18 protein-coding genes are annotated in these 20,301 nt (G+C 61.7%); 5 read left to right on the top strand and 13 right to left on the bottom strand.

The features are described 5' to 3' along the window. Window positions 1–98: 98 nt before the first annotated feature. From ABI546_RS21065 to ABI546_RS21045, 5 genes are all read right to left on the bottom strand, one after another. Window positions 99–1,529, bottom strand: a complete 1,431-nt coding sequence (locus ABI546_RS21065) for an enolase C-terminal domain-like protein (RefSeq protein WP_348049887.1) — start codon at window positions 1,527–1,529, stop codon at window positions 99–101. 12 nt (window positions 1,530–1,541) lie between these two features. Then, entirely contained in the window at window positions 1,542–2,321 is a 780-nt protein-coding gene (locus tag ABI546_RS21060; protein ID WP_348049902.1) for an ABC transporter ATP-binding protein, read from the bottom strand. A gap of 145 nt (window positions 2,322–2,466) precedes the next feature. Then, on the bottom strand, window positions 2,467–3,483 hold the full coding sequence (locus ABI546_RS21055) for an ABC transporter substrate-binding protein (protein WP_348049885.1): 1,017 nt from the start codon (window positions 3,481–3,483) through the stop codon (window positions 2,467–2,469). A gap of 95 nt (window positions 3,484–3,578) precedes the next feature. After that, window positions 3,579–4,352 (bottom strand): ABC transporter permease, encoded by a 774-nt coding sequence (locus ABI546_RS21050; RefSeq protein WP_348049883.1) that lies wholly within the window; start codon window positions 4,350–4,352, stop codon window positions 3,579–3,581. Between the two features lie 147 nt (window positions 4,353–4,499). Then, window positions 4,500–5,147 carry a TetR family transcriptional regulator gene (locus ABI546_RS21045; protein WP_348049881.1) on the bottom strand — a complete coding sequence of 216 codons (648 nt, stop codon included), beginning with the start codon at window positions 5,145–5,147 and terminating at the stop codon, window positions 4,500–4,502. Window positions 5,148–5,289: 142 nt separating this feature from the next. Between ABI546_RS21045 and ABI546_RS21040 the strand changes: the two genes are divergently transcribed. From ABI546_RS21040 to ABI546_RS21030, 3 genes are all read left to right on the top strand, one after another. After that, a complete protein-coding gene (locus ABI546_RS21040; RefSeq protein ID WP_348049879.1) occupies window positions 5,290–5,598 on the top strand; it encodes a hypothetical protein in 309 nt (102 codons plus the stop codon). Window positions 5,599–5,760: 162 nt separating this feature from the next. Then, the gene (locus tag ABI546_RS21035) at window positions 5,761–7,479 is read left to right on the top strand and encodes a thiamine pyrophosphate-binding protein (protein ID WP_348049878.1); all 1,719 of its coding nucleotides are present in this window, start codon (window positions 5,761–5,763) and stop codon (window positions 7,477–7,479) included. A 43-nt stretch (window positions 7,480–7,522) separates the two neighbouring features. Beyond that, complete coding sequence (locus ABI546_RS21030) at window positions 7,523–8,146, top strand: HAD family phosphatase (protein ID WP_348049876.1); 624 nt, start codon at window positions 7,523–7,525, stop codon at window positions 8,144–8,146. A 133-nt stretch (window positions 8,147–8,279) separates the two neighbouring features. Here ABI546_RS21030 and ABI546_RS21025 read toward each other — a convergent pair whose 3' ends face one another. The 7 genes from ABI546_RS21025 to yedA all read right to left on the bottom strand — a co-directional run bounded on the left by ABI546_RS21025 (window position 8,280) and on the right by yedA (window position 16,105). Then, the gene (locus ABI546_RS21025; protein WP_348049874.1) at window positions 8,280–9,929 is read right to left on the bottom strand and encodes an ABC transporter substrate-binding protein; all 1,650 of its coding nucleotides are present in this window, start codon (window positions 9,927–9,929) and stop codon (window positions 8,280–8,282) included. A gap of 133 nt (window positions 9,930–10,062) precedes the next feature. After that, window positions 10,063–11,079 carry a peptide ABC transporter ATP-binding protein gene (locus ABI546_RS21020; protein ID WP_348049872.1) on the bottom strand — a complete coding sequence of 339 codons (1,017 nt, stop codon included), beginning with the start codon at window positions 11,077–11,079 and terminating at the stop codon, window positions 10,063–10,065. Next, window positions 11,076–12,092: an ABC transporter ATP-binding protein gene (locus ABI546_RS21015; protein WP_348049869.1), complete on the bottom strand. Its 1,017-nt coding sequence runs from the start codon at window positions 12,090–12,092 to the stop codon at window positions 11,076–11,078. The genes ABI546_RS21020 and ABI546_RS21015 overlap by 4 nt, the downstream gene beginning before the upstream one ends. Before the next feature lie 164 nt (window positions 12,093–12,256). After that, window positions 12,257–13,171 (bottom strand): ABC transporter permease subunit, encoded by a 915-nt coding sequence (locus ABI546_RS21010; protein ID WP_348049867.1) that lies wholly within the window; start codon window positions 13,169–13,171, stop codon window positions 12,257–12,259. Further along, on the bottom strand, window positions 13,168–14,178 hold the full coding sequence (locus ABI546_RS21005; protein WP_348049865.1) for an ABC transporter permease subunit: 1,011 nt from the start codon (window positions 14,176–14,178) through the stop codon (window positions 13,168–13,170). The genes ABI546_RS21010 and ABI546_RS21005 overlap by 4 nt, the downstream gene beginning before the upstream one ends. Window positions 14,179–14,591: 413 nt before the next feature. Continuing rightward, entirely contained in the window at window positions 14,592–15,050 is a 459-nt protein-coding gene (locus ABI546_RS21000; RefSeq protein ID WP_122956824.1) for an SWIB/MDM2 domain-containing protein, read from the bottom strand. Window positions 15,051–15,172: 122 nt separating this feature from the next. Beyond that, the gene (gene yedA / locus ABI546_RS20995) at window positions 15,173–16,105 is read right to left on the bottom strand and encodes a drug/metabolite exporter YedA (RefSeq protein ID WP_348049863.1); all 933 of its coding nucleotides are present in this window, start codon (window positions 16,103–16,105) and stop codon (window positions 15,173–15,175) included. Between the two features lie 71 nt (window positions 16,106–16,176). Between yedA and ABI546_RS20990 the strand changes: the two genes are divergently transcribed. Then, the gene (locus ABI546_RS20990; RefSeq protein WP_007873193.1) at window positions 16,177–16,668 is read left to right on the top strand and encodes an Lrp/AsnC family transcriptional regulator; all 492 of its coding nucleotides are present in this window, start codon (window positions 16,177–16,179) and stop codon (window positions 16,666–16,668) included. After that, window positions 16,665–17,186 carry a ribonuclease E activity regulator RraA gene (gene rraA, locus ABI546_RS20985; protein ID WP_348049861.1) on the top strand — a complete coding sequence of 174 codons (522 nt, stop codon included), beginning with the start codon at window positions 16,665–16,667 and terminating at the stop codon, window positions 17,184–17,186. The genes ABI546_RS20990 and rraA overlap by 4 nt, the downstream gene beginning before the upstream one ends. 215 nt (window positions 17,187–17,401) lie before the next feature. Here rraA and fdhF read toward each other — a convergent pair whose 3' ends face one another. Continuing rightward, a complete protein-coding gene (gene fdhF / locus ABI546_RS20980) occupies window positions 17,402–20,239 on the bottom strand; it encodes a formate dehydrogenase subunit alpha (protein WP_348049859.1) in 2,838 nt (945 codons plus the stop codon). Between the last annotated feature and the right edge of the window lie 62 nt (window positions 20,240–20,301).

Below are 20,301 nucleotides of genomic sequence, written 5' to 3'. Positions count from 1 at the left end.
GAGCGGATCAGGTGCTGGTTCATGCCCATGCGGCCGGTCACGCCGTGCATGATGATGCCAAGTCGTTGTGTGGTCATGTGTACTCCTCGTTGCCTTGTTCAATAAGAGGAACGCATCGCGTCCCAGGAAATATGGCCTCCGGCCTGGCCGGTGCCGAAGCCGGGGCTGTCGAGCGAGCCCAGCGCGATCTGCCCGCCCCTGATGCGCAGCCGCACGGCGTCGAAGCTGTACTCGTACAGCGTGTCGTGCGCCAGCAGCAGGTTTTGCTGCTCGTCATTGGGCGCAGCCATCAGGCCGTTGACATAGTGGTGGCCGTTGCGCTCCACATGCGCCAGGCCCAGCCAGCCGACCAGCGCCAGGTCTTGCTGCACACCGAGGCCCGGTTGCATGGTGAGGTCCTCACCGGAAAGAAAGTAGGACGCGCCGGGCGAGGCCTGGTTCCACATGGCGCAACGCGCGGCATTGATCACCGACTTGTAGATACCTTTGCAGCTTTTGCTGGACACGCCGGTGTAGCCCAGTTCTCTTGCCTGGACAAAGGCATCCAGCGTGGCGTCGGATTCATCGACGAGCAGCGGAATCTGCCTTGCCAGCTTCGACACGTCCTGCGTAAGCGCCTGGTCGCGGTGCAAGGGCTGCTCTACAAACACGGTTTTGGCCACCAGCGGCGCCAGTTGTGGTTCTGAGGTGAACTGTTCGAAGAAATCAGCGAAGGCATCAGCGCTGGCATATTGCTCGTTGCCGTCCAGCGTGATGACGCGCGCCACGTCTTCGATGACGTGGCTGATCGCCATGAGGCGGGCCAGGTCGGCTTCGGTGTTGCCGCTCAACTTGATCTTGAAGTCGCGATGGCCGTAGCGGGCAATGGCAGCCACCAGCGAGGTCGGCAGGCCGTCGGTGGGCTCGCCGGGCTGTTTGTCTGCCGGATGGATGGCGTCTGCCAGGCCGACCGTATGCCGTGCGGAAATTTGCTTGCGCGGCATTTGCAGCGACATGAAGCGCGCCATGTCAAAGCCCCTGAGGTCGTCCGCCAGGCCGCTGCCCTGCAAGCTCAAGCCGGCGACGTTGGCGCTCATGCCCGCAGCGAAACTGCTGCCGAGTTTGAGCAGCAGGGCGTCAAGGATGGCGCGGTCCAGCAAGGCCGGGCCGTAGCTGGCGGCCAGGGGGTTGAGGCCAGCTGTCACGCCGTTTTTGAGCAGAGGCTTGTAGTGCTGCGCGAAATGCTGCCACGCGGTTTTGTTGTTTGCGTCAGCGCAGTAGGCCGTGCGTGCAGCCGTGAGCGAATCCCGCAGTTGCTGGAAGTTGTCTTCGTTCGATAGCGCCGGGTTTTTATCGAACCACTTGGGAATCATCATCTCCGCGGCGCACCCCAGTGAGGTCGAGCCGTCGGCAAAGCGGATGCGCACCTGCACGTACACCTGGGGGCAGGAAGTGACAGTGGCAGCGCCAAACCGGAACGGCAGGCGCAGCACCACATCGCGCTCGGAAAAGCGGATTTCATCGATCCGGAAGCGGAGGGGTTCGTCCATGAGATGAAGGACTCAGTGGTCCAGCGTGCCCTGCGAATAGAAATGCGCGCGCACTTTTTTGGCGTAGACCGCAAACTCGGGCGAGCCCATCATGTCCAGCGTACGGTGGCGGGGCAGGTCGATGTCGTAGATGGCAGCGATGGAGCCGGGCCTCTCGCTCATCACGATGACGCGGTCTGACAGGAACACCGCCTCCGGAATGCTGTGGGTGATGAGCAGCACGGTTTTTTGCGATGCCGACCAGATGCGCTGCAGCTCCAGGTTCATCTTCTCGCGCGTCATGGCGTCCAGCGCGCCGAAAGGTTCATCCATCAGCAGCACTGACGGGTCGTGCAGCAGGGCACGGCAAATGGACGCGCGCTGCTGCATGCCGCCCGACAGCTGCCAGGGGTACTTGTTTTCAAACCCTTTGAGGCCGGCCATGTCGATCAGCTGCATCGCTTTGGCCAGCGACTGCTCTTTGGGCATATGGCGCATCTCGGCCTGCAGCAGGATGTTTTTGAGCACCGTGCGCCAGGCCAGCAGCACGGCGCTCTGGAACACGATGCCCACGTCTTTTTGCGGCCCGTTGATGGGTTTACCCGCCAGCGTGAGCGTGCCGCCTGAGATGGGCAGCAGCCCTGCCACCATTTTCAGCAGCGTACTTTTGCCGCACCCCGAAGGGCCAACGACAGAGATGAATTCACCCTCGCGGATGGAGAAGTCGAGCGGTTTGAGCGACTCGACGGGGCCATCTTTGGTCTGGTAGGTCTTGGAGACACCGCGGGCTTCAATCAGGTGGTCGTTGGGCATAGGCATGTAAGCGGGCTAGAGATCAAGATCGGCTGCGGAAGAGTTGGCAAGATTTTTCCGCCGGGCCGCCCCAAGGAAAAATGCGCCCCCTCGGGGGGGCAGCGCAGTACACGAAGCCGAAGGCGAAGTGGCAAGCGTGGGGGCCTTAATTTGTGGGAAGGAAATCCAGGCTCACGTAGTCTTCAGGTTTGCCGCGTGTCGAGGCGTCCATGCCGCCGTATTGCACCAGCAGGTCCAGCGAATCGTTGACGTTTTTCATCGTGACGCGGAAGGGGCGCTGGTTGGCGGTTTCCTTGGTGTGGTAAAGCGCCACGCTTTGCTTCATGCCTACGATCAGCGTGTCGCGCACGCCGGCCTTGGGGTTGGCTTTGAGCATCGCATCGACAGCGGCTTCGGGGCTTTTCTCGGCGGCTTCGGCGGCGCGCGTGGAGGCGCGCATGAAGCGTTTGACGAGGTCTGGGTTCTCCGTCAGCAGGTTCTTGTTGGTGATGATGCCGGAGCTGATCTGGTTGATACCCGAGTCCGCAAAGCGGATGGGGTAGACCTGCTTGCCGGTGGCGTCCTGCAGCTTGATGGCCTGGTCCATCACGTAGCCGAGCAGCAGGTCGGCCTGGCCATTCATGACCGCATTGAGCTTGGTCTGGCCATCGCCGGAGACGATCTTGACCTGGTCGGCCTGGATGTTGTTGACCTTGAGGAACAACGGCCACATCTGCGACATCGAGTCGCCGGGCGTGGTGGCCACGGTTTTGCCGATGATGTCTTTGGGTGTCTTGATGTTTTTGTCGGCAAAGCCCATGACCGACATGGGGCTGAGCTGGAACAGCACGCCGGTGGACTTGAGCGGCGCGCCCTTGGCGGCGGCCTTGATCATGGTGGTGACGTCGATATAGCCGAAGGTCGCCGACTTGGCCGCAACGGCCTGGGCGGTGACGGCCGAGCCACGGCCCTCCTGAATGTCGAGGTCTATGCCTTCTTCAGCGTAGAAGCCGCGCTCTTTGCCGAGGAAGAAGGGCGCGTGCTCGCTGTAGAGGTACCAGTTCAGCATCAACGTGACTTTTTCGGGCGCCTTGGTCTGGGCCTGGGCTGGCGCGGCCAGCGTCAAGCTCAATGCCAGTGCGCTGGCGATGCCTGTGAGCAGGGTGGGGATGCGTTTTTTCATGAAATGTCTCCTGGGTTGCCGGTAATGGGATGTGACAAAGGGAACGTGACGAGGGGGACGTGAAGGACCGTGAAAAAAGCGAGAAAAAATGAAAATCAGAAGACCTGGCGCTGCGAGGCGTGCCAGGGAATCATCAGCCGCTCGACCAGATCAATGGCCGCAAACAGCAGCACGCCGATGGACGACAGAACCACCAGCGCGGCGAACATCAGCGGCAAATCAAAGTTGCCGTTAGCTACCTGAAGCACATAGCCGATGCCGGAGTTGGAGCCGACGAATTCACCGACCACCGCACCCACCACGGCCAGCGTGATGGACACCTTGAGGCCGCTGAAGATGGCCGGCAGGGCTTGCGGCAGGCTGATCTTGAAGAAGGTCTGCAAGCGGCTGGCACCCATGGAGCGCGCCAGGTCCAGCATGTCGGGCTCGACCGATTTGAAACCCATGACGGTGGAGACCACGACGGGGAAGAAGCCCAGCAGGAAGGCCGAGATGATCTTGGGAAAGATGCCGAAGCCAAACCACACGACGAAAAGCGGGGCAATCGCGACCTTGGGAATGCTTTGCGAAAACACCAGCAGCGGGTAGACGTATGACTCGACGAGACGGGAGTAGGCGATCACCATGGCTAGCGGAATACCGATGACGATGGTGAGCGCGAAGCCGCCCAGGGTGGCCTGCGTGGTCTTCCAGCTTTGCTTGAGCAGGTTGTTCCACTCCGCCACCAGTTGCCCCACGACTTCTTCGGGGCGGGGAATCAGGTAGGCCGGGATCTTGAAGATGCGGATGGCCAGGTCCCACAGCACCAGCAGCAGGATGATCAGCAGGAAAGGCCTGAGCGCCGGTAACAGCAGCAACTTGCGCAGCATCGGGAAGTCTCCTTGTCGCCCATGCGGCGCGATACCGAAGATCGGCACGTCCGTATGTAACTATATGGTGAATTGTTGAGGCAGTGATCAAACCTGTCAACGGACCCTAGGGAAACCACGGGGGCTAGGCGGCGAGGCTTGCCGGGCTCAGCGCATCACGTAGCCGAGCACCATGTCTGTCATGTGCGACAGGCGCTGCGCCATCGCTTTGGGGGCACGCAGGTCACGCCCGAAGATGGTGGACAGTGTCTGATTGTTGGACAGGTAGAAGTAACAAATCGACGCAATCGAGATGTAAAGCTGGATCGGGTCTACGCCCGCCCTGAAGAGATCTTGCCGACGCCCGCGCTCGAGTACGGTGTCGAGCATCTGCACCAGCGGGGAGTTCATTTCCTGAATGCGCGACGACTTCTTCAGGTGCGCCGCATTGTGCTGGTTTTCACTGTTAAGCAGCGAAATGAACTCGGGGTGCTCAAGGTAATAATGCCAGGTGAAGGAAACCAGTTCACGGATGGCCTCGACCGGGTCCATCTCATCCAGATGCAGCTTTTGCTCGGCGGCGCGAATGTCCGCATAGGTGCTCTCCAGCACTGCCAGGAAGAGGTCGTCTTTGCTTTTGAAGTAGTAGTAGATCAGGCGCTTGTTGATATCGGCACGCTCGGCGATGCGATCGACCCGCGCTCCCGCCAATCCGTAGAGCGCAAACTCGTCGCGCGCCGCCAGCAAAATGGTTTGCTGTGACCGGTCGGCATCGCGCGAGCGGGGTTCGGTGGGCTTTGTTTTAAGGGTCGACATAGCGAGAATTTAACTGTTTGTTGAATTAAAGCAAGAATCCAGGCGATTGCGCCCTTGGATGACACGCAGCGGCCAAGGGTACCTCCATAATGAAGCAGGCAACGGCCCTTCGCGCCGGGGCCTGTTTGCAAAGGAGATGGTCATGAGCAATTCAGACACGCCAAAAGACGGCGACTTCGCCAACTGGATAGACCAGAAAGCCGAGGCACTCAAATTTGAACTGGGTGAAAAATTTCCGGTGCCGCCGTCCGAACTCCACTCTCCCTCGGTTCATGTTGAGACCGCCCGGCAAAAGCTCGAAGAGGTGTTGCTGGAGCACGAAGCGCCAACACAGGAGTTTCTCGATGAACTGGCAGCGCTGGAATCGGCTCCGCCCATGAGCGACGAGGAGCTGGACCGCCAGGCCCTGGCCGCCGGTGGGAGTGACGGCGACGTCGCTACACCAGAGTAGATGGCCCCCACGGTCGCTCACTTCGTGTAGCTTCCTGCCCCCCGAGGGAGCCGCCCGCCTGTGGCCCGGCAAAGCCGGTTCCACGGCTCATGCTGGTGTGGAAAGCGTAGACCCATATTCGGGTGCTTCGCTTGCGCCTCATTCCGACGGCACAATAGCTTTATGACATCCCAACTTGGCGGCCACCTTCTTGTCGATTGCCTTCTGGCCCAGGGCGTCACCCATGCGTTTGGCGTACCCGGCGAAAGCTATCTGGCCGTGCTGGACGGCCTGCATGCGCGCCAGGACAAGATCCGGTTTGTGACCTGCCGGCAAGAGGGCGGGGCGGCCTTTATGGCCGAGGCCCACGGCAAGCTGACGGGGCGGCCGGGGGTGTGCATGGTCACGCGTGGGCCGGGCGCCACCAACGCTTCTATTGGCGTGCACACGGCCTTTCAGGACTCGACGCCCATGGTACTGCTGGTGGGAGATGTCGCCAGTGACTGCCGCGACCGCGAGGCCTTCCAGGAGGTGGATTACGCCAATTTCTTCGGGCCCAGCACCAAGGGCTTTGCCAAGCGCGTGGAGCGCATTGACGATGCCGACCGTATTCCCGAATACATCGCGCGAGCCTTCGCCACCGCCTTGAACGGCCGGCCCGGGCCGGTCGTGCTGGTCTTGCCCGAAGACATGTTGACGCGCATGACGGCCTCCCAGCCGCTGCCGCGTGTGGAAGCGGTACAGGCCTGGAGTGATCCGGGTTCGCTGCGTACGCTGCGCGAAATGTTGCTCAAGTCTGAGCGTCCGTTGGTCATCGCGGGCGGTGGCGGCTGGACGCCGCAGTCGGCGCAGGCGCTGCAGCGCTTTGCCGAAAACTGGAAGCTGCCCGTGGGTAACGCCTTCCGCTTCCAGGATACCTTTGACAATCACCATCCGCTGTACGCGGGGGACGTGGGCATCGGCCTCAATCCCAAGCTGGCTGCGCGTGTGAAGGCCAGTGACCTCATCATCGCCATCGGCCCGCGGCTGGGGGAGATGACGACCGGTAACTACACCCTGCTGGAAGCGCCGCGCCCGAAGCAAAAGCTGGTGCACATCCATGCCAGCGCGGAAGAACTCAACCGCGTTTACCAGGCTGACCTGGCCATCAACGCCACCATGAATGCCGCCGCGCGCTCACTGGAGGTACTGACGGCGCCGGTGACCGTGGCCTGGGAAGCCTGGACGGCGTCGGCGAATGAAGACTATCTGGAGAACCTGAAACCGACACCTTCTGCGAACTTGCCGGGTGACATTGACATGCCGGTCATCGTCGGCCTGCTGCAAAAGCATTTGCCGGCGGATGCGGTGCTCACCAACGGCGCGGGTAACTTTGCCAGCTGGGTGCATCGCTTTTTCCGGCATCACGGCCTCGTCAAAGGCCACAAGACGCAGCTGGCGCCCACGGTGGGTGCAATGGGTTATGGCGTGCCTGCCGGGATTGCGGCAGCCATCACCACCGGCCGGGTGGCTTTCACCATCGCGGGTGACGGCGACTTCCTGATGAACGGCCAGGAGCTGGCGACTGCCGTGCAGCATGGCGCCAAAAGCATCATCGTGCTGCTCAACAACGGCATGTACGGCACCATACGCATGCACCAGGAACGGGAGTACCCGCGGCATGAAAGCGGCTCGCGCCTGAACAACCCGGATTTCGTCGGGTTGGCGCGCGCCTATGGCTACGCCGGTGTGCGTATCACGCGCACGGCAGAGTTTGAGCCCGAACTGCTGGCAGCCCTGGCGCGTAAAGAAGGGACGGTGATCGAGGTAACCCTGGATCCGGAAGTCATCACCACGCGTGGCACCCTTTCGGCCATCACCGTAGCAGCCGCAGTGCGCCTCGCCAGCGGTTCGGGTCTTTGATTGGGGCGGTCTTAATTCACGAACTGCAAAGGAGTATCAAAAAATGAACGTGGTTTTCGATTTTGGCGCCGTGCTGTTCGAGTGGCAACCGGTGGAGCTTCTACGCACCCATTTCAGCCACCTCACGCCGACGGCTGAAGCGGCCCAGAAGCTGGCGGTCGACATGTTCCATCATGAGGACTGGGTGGCCTTCGACCGCGGCACGCGTGAGCTGCCGGATGTGGTGGCTGCCATGGCGCGGCGGCTGGCCTTGCCGGCCGACTTGCTGCACGGGTTCCTCGCGCCCATTGGCGAACGTCTGCTTCCCATCGACACCACCGTGGCCCTGCTGGAGCAACTGCAGCAGCGCCGCGGCAGCCGCGGCGATGTGCATCTCTATTACCTTTCCAACATGCCATCGCCTTTCGCGCGGGTGCTGGAAAGCCGGCACGACTTCCTGCGCCACTTCGAGGGTGGCATCTTCTCCGGCGATGTGAAATTGGCCAAACCCGACCCGGCGATCTTCGAGCTGCTGGCCGGGCGCCACGGACTGGTGCCCACCGACACGCTGTTCATCGACGATTCCGCCGCCAACGTCGCTGTAGCCCGGCAGTTGGGCTGGCAGGCCATCCACTGCACGTCGCCGGCCGAGTTGCCGGCCCAGGTGGCGGCGCTGCTGCCTGCTTGAGCTGACGGCACTTCAGCGAGCGCCGCAGCCGCCGTCACAAAGCAGCGAAGGAATACGCTCCAATGAAAAAGGCCGGTGCGAACACCGGCCTTTTTGCTGGCGGGGCCATCTCGCGACAGCCCTGCGTCAAGAATTACTCCTTGATGTCCACGGCGTAGAAATTGTGGCGGCCGAACGGGCTGTTCTTGTAGCCGATCACGCTCTTGCGAATGGGCTTGAGCTGCACCGCATGGGCGATGGTGAACCAGGGCGCCTGTTCCTTGAAGATGACCTGGGCCTGCTGGTAGAGCTTGATGCGCTCGGCGGGGTTGGTCACCGTCTTGGCCTTCAGGACCAGGTCTTCGTACGGCTGGTAGCAGAACTTGGCGATGTTGGAACCGCTGGCCGACTGGGCCGAAGCGCAGCCGAGCAGGGTGTACATGAAGTTGTCAGGATCGCCGTTGTCGCCGGTCCAGCCCAGCATGCCCATCTGGTGCTCGCCGGCCTGCAGGCGCTTGCGGTACTCGCCCCATTCGAAGCTCTTGATCTCGGCGGTGACGCCGACCTTGACCAGGTCAGCCTGCATCAACTCGGCAATGCGCTTGGCATTCGGGTTGTACGGGCGCTGCACGGGCATGGCCCACAGGTCGGTGGTGAAACCGTTGGGGAAACCGGCCTGGGCCAGCAATTTCTTGGCGGCTTCGGGGTTGTACTCGTCGTCCTTGATAGCGTTGTTGTACGCGGCCATGGTCGGCGGGATCGGGTTCTTGGCGGCAACACCGGTGCTCAGGTACACGCCGTCAACAATGGCTTTCTTGTTGATGGCCATGTTGATGGCCTTGCGCACGCGCACGTCGTCAAACGGCTTCTTGGTCGTGTTGTAGGCAAGGTAGCCCACGTTCAGGCCGGCCTGCTCGACGATCGTCACGTTGGCGTCCTTGCGGATCGCATCCAGGTCGGCGGGGTTGGGGTAAGGCATGACCTGGCATTCGTTCTTCTGCAGCTTGGCCCAGCGGACCGATGCGTCAGGCGTGATCGAGTACACGAGGTCGTCGATCTTGGCCTTGCCGCCCCAGTACTGTGGGAAGGCCTTGTAGCGGATGACCGCGTCTTTCTGGTATTGCACCAGGTAGAAGGGCCCCGTGCCGACCGGGTCCTGGTCGATTTTTTCCGGCGTGCCGGCCTTGAGCATGGCGTCGGCGTATTCCTTGGACTGGACGGCTGCGTAAGGCATGGCCAGGTTGGCGAGGAAAGGCGCTTCAGGCTGGTTCAGCGTGATCTTGACGGTGTAGTCGTTGACCTTGTCCACCGATTTGATCAGCTTGGGCATGCCCATGTCGCTGAAGTAGGAGTGGTTGGGGCTGGTGACCTTGAAGAAGGCGTTGTCTTCTTTCCACTGACGCTCGAACATGAACAGCACGTCGTCCGCGTTGAAGTCGCGCGATGGCTTGAAGGCCTTGTTGCTGCCGTGCCATTTCACGCCCTTGCGCAGATGGAAGGTGTATTCCTTGCCGTCGGCGGAAATGTCCCATTTCTCGGCCAGGCCGGGGACGACCTTGGTGCCGCCGTATTCGAATTCGACGAGGCGGTTGTAGACGGGTTCGTTGGCATCAAACGACGTACCGGTGGTGTTGACACCTGGGTAGAAGTTTTCGGGGCTGCCTTCAGAGCAGAACACCAGCGTCTTTGCGGAGACAGGTGAAAGTGCCAGCAGCGCTGGCAGGGCAACGGCGCACAGCAATGCGCGCTGGACCGGACGCAATTTACTTGCGCGAGGGCTTGCACTTGGTTGGGTCTGAATCATGGACGATCCCTTTGGAGGTTAATGCTGCTTTGCAGCGGGGCTTGCGGCCAGATTGCACAACATTTGTGACGTTGAGCGCCCTGGTCATTAAAAAACGTGGCCTGAAACCGGTGCGGAGAGGCATGGTTTCAGGTCACGCAGTGAGAAAGTTTTCAGCATAGTGGCACGCAACCTGCCGCTCCGCAACTTCCCGCAGCTGAGGCCTTTCGGCGCGGCAGCGATCGGTGACATGCGGGCAGCGGGTGGAGAACACGCAGCCGGTGGGCGGGTTGAGCGGCGAGGGAAGCTCACCCTTGAGCACGATGCGCTGCTTGACGCCGGTGCTGCCGGCCAGGCCCGGCGTGGACGCCAGCAAGGCCTGGGTGTAGGGGTGCAGAGGCTGGTTGAACAAGGCGTTTTTCTCGCCTTGCTCGACCGCATGGCCCAGGTACATCACAAGCACGTCGTGGGCAATGTGGCGCACCACGCCCAGGTCGTGCGAGATGAACAGGTAGGCCAGGCCCATGGACTGCTGCAGGTCGGCCAGCAGATTGAGCACCTGGGCTTGGATGGAGACGTCAAGGGCGGACACCGGCTCGTCGGCCACGACCACGGTGGGGTTGAGCATCAGGGCGCGTGCAATGGCGATGCGCTGGCGCTGCCCGCCCGAAAACATGTGGGGGTAGCGGTCGTAGTGCTCGGGGCGCAGGCCCACCATGGCCAGCATGGCGCGGGCCTTGGCGGCGCGCTCCGCGGCGGTCAGTGTGGTGTTGATTTCAAGCGGGGCCTCAAGGATCGCGCCGATTTTTTTTCGCGGGTTGAGCGAACCATAGGGGTTCTGGAACACCAGCTGTACGGCCTTGCGCAGGCCCAGGCGCTCGTCTTGCGGTGCATTCACTGCATCGACGCCTGTGATGCGCAACTCGCCACCCGTAGGGGTTTCAATCAGCGAGACCATGCGGGCCAGGGTGGACTTACCGCAGCCCGACTCGCCGACGATAGCCAGTGTCTTGCCGGCATGGACCGAGAAGGACACGCCGCCGACTGCCTGCAGGTGGTCGGACTTGCGCATGAAGCCACGGCGGATTTCGTAGACCTGTTTCAGGTTTTTGGCTTCGACGACGGGGCCGGCCGGGATGCCGGCTGGGGTGAATGTGGCAGCGGTGCTCATTGCGCGCCCTCCATGATCGGAGTGTCGCGTTCGATGTTGGCCGCGCGGCCGGGGTCTCCCAGCGGGTAGTGACAACGCACCATGCCGTCCTTCCAGGCGCGCAGCAAGGGGCGCTCATTGCGGGAGTGCTCGGTAGCGTAAGAGCAGCGCGGCGCGAACAGGCAGCCGGTAGGGCGGTCATAGAGGCCGGGCACCATGCCGGGAATGGTCGCCAAGCGTGAGCTGCCGTCGCTGCGCTCTGGCAGGGCCGACAGCAGGGCTTCGGTGTAAGGGTGCTGAGGCGTGTTGAAGAGGGCGTGCGCGCTTTGCTCTTCCATGATCTGGCCGGCGTACATGACGGCGATGCGCTGCGCCATTTCGGACACCACACCCATGTTGTGGGTGATTAGCACCAAGGCCATGCCGCGCTCTTTCTGCAGACTGCGCAGCAGGTCCAGGATTTGGGCCTGGATGGTGACGTCGAGCGCGGTGGTTGGTTCATCTGCGATCAGCAAGCGCGGGTTGCAGGCGATCGCCATGGCAATCATCACGCGCTGGTTCATACCGCCCGACAGCTGGTGCGGGTAAGCCTTCAGGCGGCTCTCAGGTGAGTTGATGCCGACTTGTTCGAGCAGTTCGATGGCCTTGCGCGTGGCGGCCTTTTTGTCCAGCCCCAGGTGCAGGCGCAGGGTCTCCATGATCTGGAAACCGACGGTGAAGCAGGGGTTCAGGCTGGTCGTGGGTTCCTGGAAAATCATCGCCACGTCTTTGCCGATGAGCTTGTTGCGTTCGCCTTGCGACAGCTTGAGGAGGTCGTGGCCGGCAAACCGCAGCTTGTCGGCTTTCACGCGGCCAGGGTAAGCCACCAGACCCATCAAGGCCATCATGGTGACGCTTTTGCCGGAGCCGGATTCGCCGACGATGCCCAGGACTTCGCCTTCTTCGAGCGACAGGCTGATGCCGTCGACGGCATGCATGATGCCGTTTTGCGAGGGGAACTCGACCGAAAGATTCTCTATTTCTAACAGGGCCATTGTTCAGGGCCTTCCGAATATTCTGTTGTTGGGTGTTTCGCACTGAAACACCATGGATGTCTTGTCAAGGAACAGCGTGGAACCGGCTTTGCCGGGCCACAGCTGTTGCCCCCGGAGGGGGGATCCGGCTACACGAAGTGAGTCGAGAAGGGGGTAAGCCATATTCAGCGCTTCAATTTCGGGTCGAACGCATCACGCAGTCCGTCGCCGAGCAAGTTGAAGGCCAGCACAGTGATCAAAATTGCGAGGCCGGGGAAGGTGACAACCCACCAGGCGCGCAGGACAAATTCACGGGCATCGGCCAGCATGGTGCCCCATTCGGGTGAGGGTGGTTGCGCGCCCAGGCCCAGAAAACCCAGAGCAGCGGCATCCAGGATGGCAGTGGACACGCCCAGCGAGGCTTGCACAATCAGCGGCGCCGTGCAGTTAGGCAGGATTTCGCTAAACATCAGGCGGATGCGGCTGGCGCCACTCATGCGGGCGGCAGTCACGTAGTCGCGCGAGGTTTCGGCGATCACCGCCGCGCGCGTGATGCGCACGTAATGCGGCAGCACGACGATGGCCACGGCTAACATGGCGTTCATCAGGCCGGGGCCAAGAATGGCCACGATCACGATGGCCAGCAGCAGGCTGGGCAGCGTCAGGATGATGTCCATCAGGCGCATCACGGCGATCTCGAAGATGCCTCGGAAAAATCCTGCCAGCAGGCCCAGCACCGTACCGACGACGACTGACAAAGCCACCACGGCCAGGCCAATGACCAGCGAGAGGCGGGCGCCATACATCAGGCGCGAGAGAATGTCGCGGCCGATGGCGTCGGTGCCCAGGGGGTACGTCCAGGAACCGCCTGCCTGCCAGGCTGGCGGCTTGAGGAACACGGCGTTGTTGGTGATGTTGGGGGCATGCGGTGCCAGCAGTGGCGCAAAGAGCGCAAGCAGCAACACGCCGATCACGATGACCAGGCCAATGACGGCGCCGTTGTTGGCGCTGAAGTAGTTCCAGAACTCGCGAAGCGGGTGCGGTGGGGCCGGAGGCGTGCCCGGTTTCTGGGTGGCGGTTTTCAAGGTAGCCGTGCTCATCGCTGGTGCCTGATGCGTGGATTAATGATGCCGTAGGTGATGTCCACCAGCAGGTTGACGGCCATGACGATGGCGCCGAGCAGCAGGATGCCGCCTTGCAGAACGGGATAGTCGCGGCGGCTGATGGCTTCGATCAGCCACTTGCCGACGCCCGGCCAGGAAAAGATGGTTTCGGTGAGGATGGCGCCCGTGAACAGGACACCGACCTGCAGGCCGATCACGGTGACCACCGGGATCAACGCATTGCGCAGCGCATGCAAAGCCACCACGCGCAGGTTGGAAAGCCCTTTGGCTCGGGCGGTGCGGATGTAGTCTTCGCCCAGCACTTCCAGCATGGCCGAGCGTGTCATCCGCGCAATCACGGCCAGCGGGTTGGTGCCCAGTACGATCATGGGCAATATCAGGTGAGACGCCGCCGACCAGAACGCGCCCTTGTCTTCCGACAGCAGCGAATCGATCAGGAGAAAGCCCGTGGTGGGCTCGATGAAGTACTGCACCGACATGCGGCCCGACACCGGGGTCCAGCCAAGCTCCACCGAGAACAACAGGATCAGCAGCAGTCCCCACCAGAAGATCGGCATGGAATACCCCGTGAGGGAGATGCCCATGACCCCATGGTCAAGGATGGAGTTTCGCTTGACCGCGGCCAGGATGCCGGCCGGTATGCCGATCAGCAGTGCAAACAGGATGGCACACACCGCCAGTTCGATGGTTGCGGGAAAGAGTGTCAGGAACTCACGCAGCACGGGCTCTTGCGTGATCAGCGACTTGCCGAGGTCACCCTTGAGCACTCGGCCGATGTAGATGCCGTACTGCACCATAACGGGCCGGTCCAGGCCGTATTCCTTGAGCAACTGGGCGTGGCGCACCGGATCGATGCCGCGCTCACCGGCCATGGTCTCAATGGGGTCGCCGGGCACCATGCGGATCAGAAAGAAGGCTAGCAGTGTCATTCCCAGAAAGGTGGGAATGATCAGGCTCAGTCGGGTAAAAATAAAGCGCAGCATTATCGCGGGATGCTAAGGCAGACCTTGGTCCGGGCCACGAAAAAACCGTCGCAATGGCGACAGACGGATGGTGCGAAATTTTTCGTCACCTCGGCCTTGGGGTGCAGTAACTGCAGTGGCATCAACATGGAGTCTTGTTCGGTTAGATCTGGTGCGGGCGGTGCCGCGGGGAATTTTTTATCTTAGCAACATTAGCGTGATTTTTTGCCTGTGCCGCCTCGGGTGGGCTACCGAGTAACCCTATGGCATCAGGAAGGCTTCAGGGGTACTTGCGCAGCTAATGATTAGTGAATGAAGACAGCGAGAGCAATGCAGGAAGCGTGCCAGAGGGCCGCTGCTGTGAGCGCGCAGTATGCACCGACGCATAAAAAAAGGCCGGTGAAACCGGCCTTTTTGAAATCGGCAAAAACCGATTACTTCACGTGCTTGCCGATCAGGCCAGCCATCTCGAACATCGACACTTGCGCCTTGCCGAAAACGGCACGCAATTTTTCGTCGGCGTTGATCATGCGCTTGTTGACCTTGTCCTGCAGGCCCTTGGATTTGATGTAAACCCACAGCTTGCTGACGATCTCGGTACGTGGCAGAGGTTTGTCTCCCACCACGGCTGCCAGTGCGGGGCTCAAGGTCAGCGCTTTCATGAACGCTGCATTGGGCGTGCGCTTTTTGGCAGGCGCTTTTTTCGCTGCTGGCTTTTTGGCCGCAACTTTCTTGGCGGGAGCTGCTTTCTTCGCGGCTACCTTCTTGGCTGGGGCTGCTTTCTTCGCAGGAGCCTTCTTTGCTGGAGCTGCTTTCTTCGCAGCTACTTTCTTTGCCGGAGCAGCCTTTTTTGCAGGCGCTTTTTTAGCCGGTGCTTTTTTTGCAGTTGCCATGATTGATTTTCCTTCTAGAAGTTGATAAATCACCACACGGATAACTACTCTTCCTTGTGGCAATGCGGATGCTACTGGAGAAAAACGCTGTTTCCTAGCGGAAGCGCACTTTATTTGCGCTTTTATGTTGCAGATTTACCTCTGAAAATCAGGAAAACACCCGCGAGAATCACACCGCTCGCCAGCCACTCGCCCCCCGTGACGTGCTCTCCGGCAAAAAAAGCACCCAGAAAAATCGCGATCAATGGGTTCACAAAGGCGTAGCTAGTGGCCACAGCAGGGGACGCATTAGCCAGCAAATAGAGGTAGGCGCTGAAGGCGATGAGCGAGCCAAACACCACGAGGTAGAGCCAGGCGAGCACTGCCTCGGGCTGAGCGGGCCAGTTGGCAGCGGCCTGATGATGCTCACCCAGTGCGAGAGAAATCACCATCAACACCGCGCCACCACACAACATTTCGCTGGCAAAGCCTGCGGGCCCCCTCGCCAGCGGCAGCCGGTTGGTCGACAACACGGAGCCGAGCGACCACAGCAAGGTGGCGCCGGCAATGCAGGCCATGCCGATGGGCGCCGCGCTGAAACTGGCGCCTCGCACCAGCATCAGCACGCCTGCCAGTCCCACCGCCATACCCAGCAATTCCAGCCGGCTGGGTCGCTGGCCGAGCAGCAGGCCCCACGCTGACACCAACATGGGCACCACCGCAATGAAGGTGGCGATCAGGCCCGAGCCAATGTGGACTTCTGCCGAAGCCGTCAGCCCCATGCCGCCGCCCAGCATCAGCGTGCCGATGATTGACGCGTTGATCCATTCACGCCGGCTGGGCAGTTTGTGCCCTCGCGCGAGCACCCAGGCCATCAGCAGAATGCCTGCCACCAGGAAACGCGTGCCCATCTGAAAGAAGGGCGGAAAGCTGATCAGGGCGAAGCGGATCGCCAGATAGGTGGAGCCCCACACGAGATAGCAGGCGAGCAGGGCGGGGATCAAAAGCGCCGGCGATTTGCCGGTGGCGGAGGATGAAGTGAGTGCGGAGGTCATGCAGGCATCGTAGGTTGCCATGCGCCCTCAGGCCATGCAAAATTAACGGCAAAACGACATCTGACCTTTAAATTTAAAGCTTCAAGAGCGCTATGACAGAAACCACTGAATGGGACCATTACGACAGCCGCATCCTTGGCGAGTTGCAGCGCGATGCACGCATCACCATGGCCGAACTGGGCCGCCGTGTCCACCTGAGCCAGCCCGCGGTGACGGAGCGCGTGCGCAAGCTCGAGCTGGGCGGCGTGATCAAGGGCTACCGGGCCGAGGTCGACCTGGCGCGCCTGGGCTACGGCATACGCGCCATCGCGAGAGTGGGGCGGGTCGAGTACGCCCGGGTGGTCAAGTTGATCGAGCAGACGCCCGAGGTCATCAATGCCTACAACGTCACCGGCGAGGACAGCTGGGTGCTGGAAATCGCGGTGATCGACGTGGCGCACCTGGACGCGGTGGTGACCAAATTCTGTATCCTCACCGAGACCTCGACGTCCATTGTTCTCAACGCGCCCCGCGAAAACGCCGTCGTGCTGCCAGCTCGGCGCGAAGACATCAAACCTGTCATCAAGAAAGTTACCGGAAAATGAGCCCGACTACTTCCTCCACCCCGACTTCCTTCGCCACCTGCGATCTCTGCGACCTGCACAAGGGGGACACCTCGGGTGATTTCAGGGTGCTGCCGCCTGTTTTCAGGAGCTATGGCCGCCACCAGAAGTTCGGCGGTCCTGTGGTCACTGTGAAATGCTTTGAGGACAATTCACTGGTCAAGGCCGCGGTGGAATCAGCCGGCGAGGCGCGCGTGTTGGTGGTGGATGGCGGGGCTTCGCTCCGTCGGGCCCTGCTGGGGGGCAACCTGGGCCTGGCCGCCGCCAAAAACGGCTGGGCGGGCGTGGTGATTGACGGCTGCGTGCGCGACGTGGCTGAGCTGGCGCAGTGCCAGACGGGCATCCGCGCGCTGGCGAGCATGCCGCTGCCCACGGAACGGCGCCAGGAAGGTCAGCGGGACGTTGATGTGCGGATCCAGGGCGTCTGGGTCAGGCCGGGAGACTGGCTTTACGCCGATGAAGACGGCATCGTGGTGATGCCAGCGCCGCTGCCGGGTTAGAAGCTTCGGCTGATCCTGGTGTTCCGGGTTGCCAGTTCGCCGGCTAGGGTGTGGCGCATTGTTTGCTATATAAATGATAGCTATATGCCATGGTAACAGCTGGGCTAGGCCGTGATTTCGTTCAAATTTCCGGCATAAAACCGAAAAAACCCACATGAAACCAAACACCGGCCCGCTTGCGGCTGGCGCTTGGGTTCACGTGGCGCGCAGATCGCTCAGATCCCGGCAAGGGCGATGGAGTTCTTCAGCGCTTGCCCGCCGCCGTAGCTGTCCTGCTCGGGCGGCACGCCGCCCAGAGACACACGAATGGCGCAGTACTTGAACTCCGGAATCTTCGCGAAGGGGTCCAGCGCCGCGTTGGTCAGCTTGTTGATGGCGGCCTCGTAGTAACAGAACGGTACAAACACCGCGCCGCGTGGCGAGCTTTCGTCGGCGCGCGCGTACAGCTCCACCTTGCCACGGCGCGACTCGATGGTCACCACGTCGCCGGGCTTGCCGCCCATGCCGGCCAGGTCGAGCGGGTGCACCAGCGCGACCGGATCGGGCTCGATCGCGTCGAGCACCGTTGCACGCCGCGTCATGCTGCCTGTGTGCCAATGCTCCAGCTGGCGGCCGGTGATCAGCACCATCGGGTATTCGGTATCCGGCCGCTCGGCGGCGGGGATGATGTCGGCCGGCACGAACTGGGCGCGGCCGGTTTCGCGCGGGAAGGTGTCTGTGAACACCACAGACTGGCCGGGGTCGCCTTCCTTGAGGCAGGGGTAGGTCACCGAGTGCTCGCGCTCCAGACGGTCCCAGGTGATGCCGCCAATGCTGGGCATGGTGTGGCGCATCTCGTCGAAAACTTCGCTGACATGGTTGTAGTGCCAGCCACAACCCATACGGTTGGCGATCTGGGTGATGATCCACAAGTCCTGGCGGGCGTCGCCGGGCGGGTTGATGGCTTTTCGGCCCATCTGCACCAGCCGGTCGGTGTTGGTAAAGCTGCCGTCCTTTTCGGGGAAGGCGCTGGCCGGCAAAATCACATCGGCAAGGTAGGCGGTTTCAGTGAGGAAGATATCCTGCACAACCAGGTGGTCCAGGGCCGCCAGCGCTTCACGGGCGTGGTTGGCATCCGGGTCGGACATGGCCGGGTTTTCGCCCTGCACATACATGCCTCGTATGCCGCCTTTCTTGATCGCGTGCATCACCTCGACCACGGTCAGCCCGGGCGTGTCGTCGAGCGAACCCTCTGGCACTTTCCAGGCCTTTTCGAAGCTGGCGCGCACAACCGGGCTGGAGACGTGCTGGTAGTCAGGCAGCATCATGGGGATCAAGCCCGCGTCAGACGCGCCCTGCACGTTGTTCTGGCCGCGCAGGGGATGCAGGCCGGTGCCGGGACGGCCGATCTGGCCGGTCATCAAGGAAAGGGCAATCAGGCAGCGCGCGTTGTCGGTGCCGTGCACATGTTGCGACACACCCATGCCCCAGAGGATCATTGAGCCCTTGGACGTCGCATAAAGGCGCGCCACATAACGCAGGGTGTCGGCATCGATGCCGCAGATCGGTGCCATCAGCTCGGGTGTGTAGCCCTCAACGTTTTTGCGCAGTTCTTCGTAGCCGATGGTGCGGCTGTCGATGAAGGCTTGATCCACCAGGCCTTCAGTCACGATGACGTTCATCATCGCGTTGAGCATGGGCACATCGGTGTCGGGCTTGAACTGCAGGTGGCGGTGCGCCATGCGGGTCAGATCAGAGCGGCGCGGATCCAGCACAACCAGCTTGGTGCCGTTTTTCACGGCGTTCTTGATCCAGGTGGCGGCTACAGGGTGGTTTACCGTCGGGTTGGCCCCGATGATGACCACGACATCTGCCTTGGTCACGTCCATCACCGGGTTAGACACCGCGCCGGAGCCGATGCCTTCAAGCAGGGCGACGACGGAGGATGCGTGGCACAGGCGCGTGCAGTGGTCCACATTGTTGCTGCCAAAGCCGGTGCGCACCAGCTTCTGGAACAGGTAGGCTTCTTCGTTGCTGCCCTTGGCCGAACCAAAACCCGCCAGCGATTTTTTGCCGTGCTGGTCGCGGATCGCGGCGAGTTTGCCGCCGGCGAATTCCAGCGCTTCTTCCCAGCTTGCTTCGCGGAAAACGTCCATCACGCGATCCGGGTCCATGCTGAAGTCGCCCGTTTTGGGCATGCCTTCGCGGCGGATCAGCGGCTTGGTCAGGCGCTGCGGATGGTGCGCGTAGTCAAAGCCGTAGCGGCCCTTGACGCACAGGCGTTCGTGGTTCGCGGGGCCATCCCGGCCTTCCACAAAAAGAATCTTGTCGTCCTTGACGTTGTAGGTCAGCTGGCAACCGACGCCGCAGTAAGGGCAAACCGACTCGACCTGTTTGTCGGGCACGGTGAGTGCGGCCTCACGGGCGGGCATCAACGCGCCGGTGGGGCAGGCCTGGACGCATTCGCCGCAGGCCACGCAGGTAGACACGCCCATGGGGTCGTCCATGTCGAAAACAATCTTTGCCTGATCACCGCGGAAAGCCAGGCCGATCACGTCGTTGACCTGTTCGTCGCGGCAGGCCCGCAGGCAGCGCGTGCACTGGATGCAAGCGTCCAGGTTCACCGCAATGGCGGGGTGCGACACATCCTGGCGCACCTGCTGGCGCGCCTCGAAACGGGGCTTTCCGACGCCGATCCTGGCGGCCCACTGGTCCACCTCGTTGTTGCGGGTGTATTCTTTCTCGGGCATGTCCGACAGCAGCAACTCGAGCACGAGCTTTTGCGAGGCTATGGCGCGTTCGCTGTCGGTGACGACCTTCATGCCGGCGGCCGGTGCCCTGCAGCATGAGGGTGCCAGCACGCGCTCACCGTTGATCTCGACCATGCAGGAGCGGCAGTTGCCGACGGCTTCCATGCCTTCCTTGAAGCAGAGGTGGGGTATCTCCACGCCCTCGCGCTTGGCGACCTGTAGCAGCGATTCGGTCGCACGGCCCTGGACTTCACGGCCATTGAGGCTGAAACTTACGAGCGGAGCATCGAGCTCGGCAAGTTCCTGGCGGGTAATTGCATTCATGAGAAATCCTTAAAGTGCGCAGGACGGCCGGCCGTAGCGCCGGGCCGCCCCAAGCAAGGCCA

This window comes from Polaromonas sp. (genome assembly GCF_039932935.1).
Taxonomy (GTDB): domain Bacteria; phylum Pseudomonadota; class Gammaproteobacteria; order Burkholderiales; family Burkholderiaceae_C; genus Polaromonas.
Note: the sequence above shows the minus strand (reverse complement) of the source record. Positions and strands in the feature narration are given on the sequence as shown.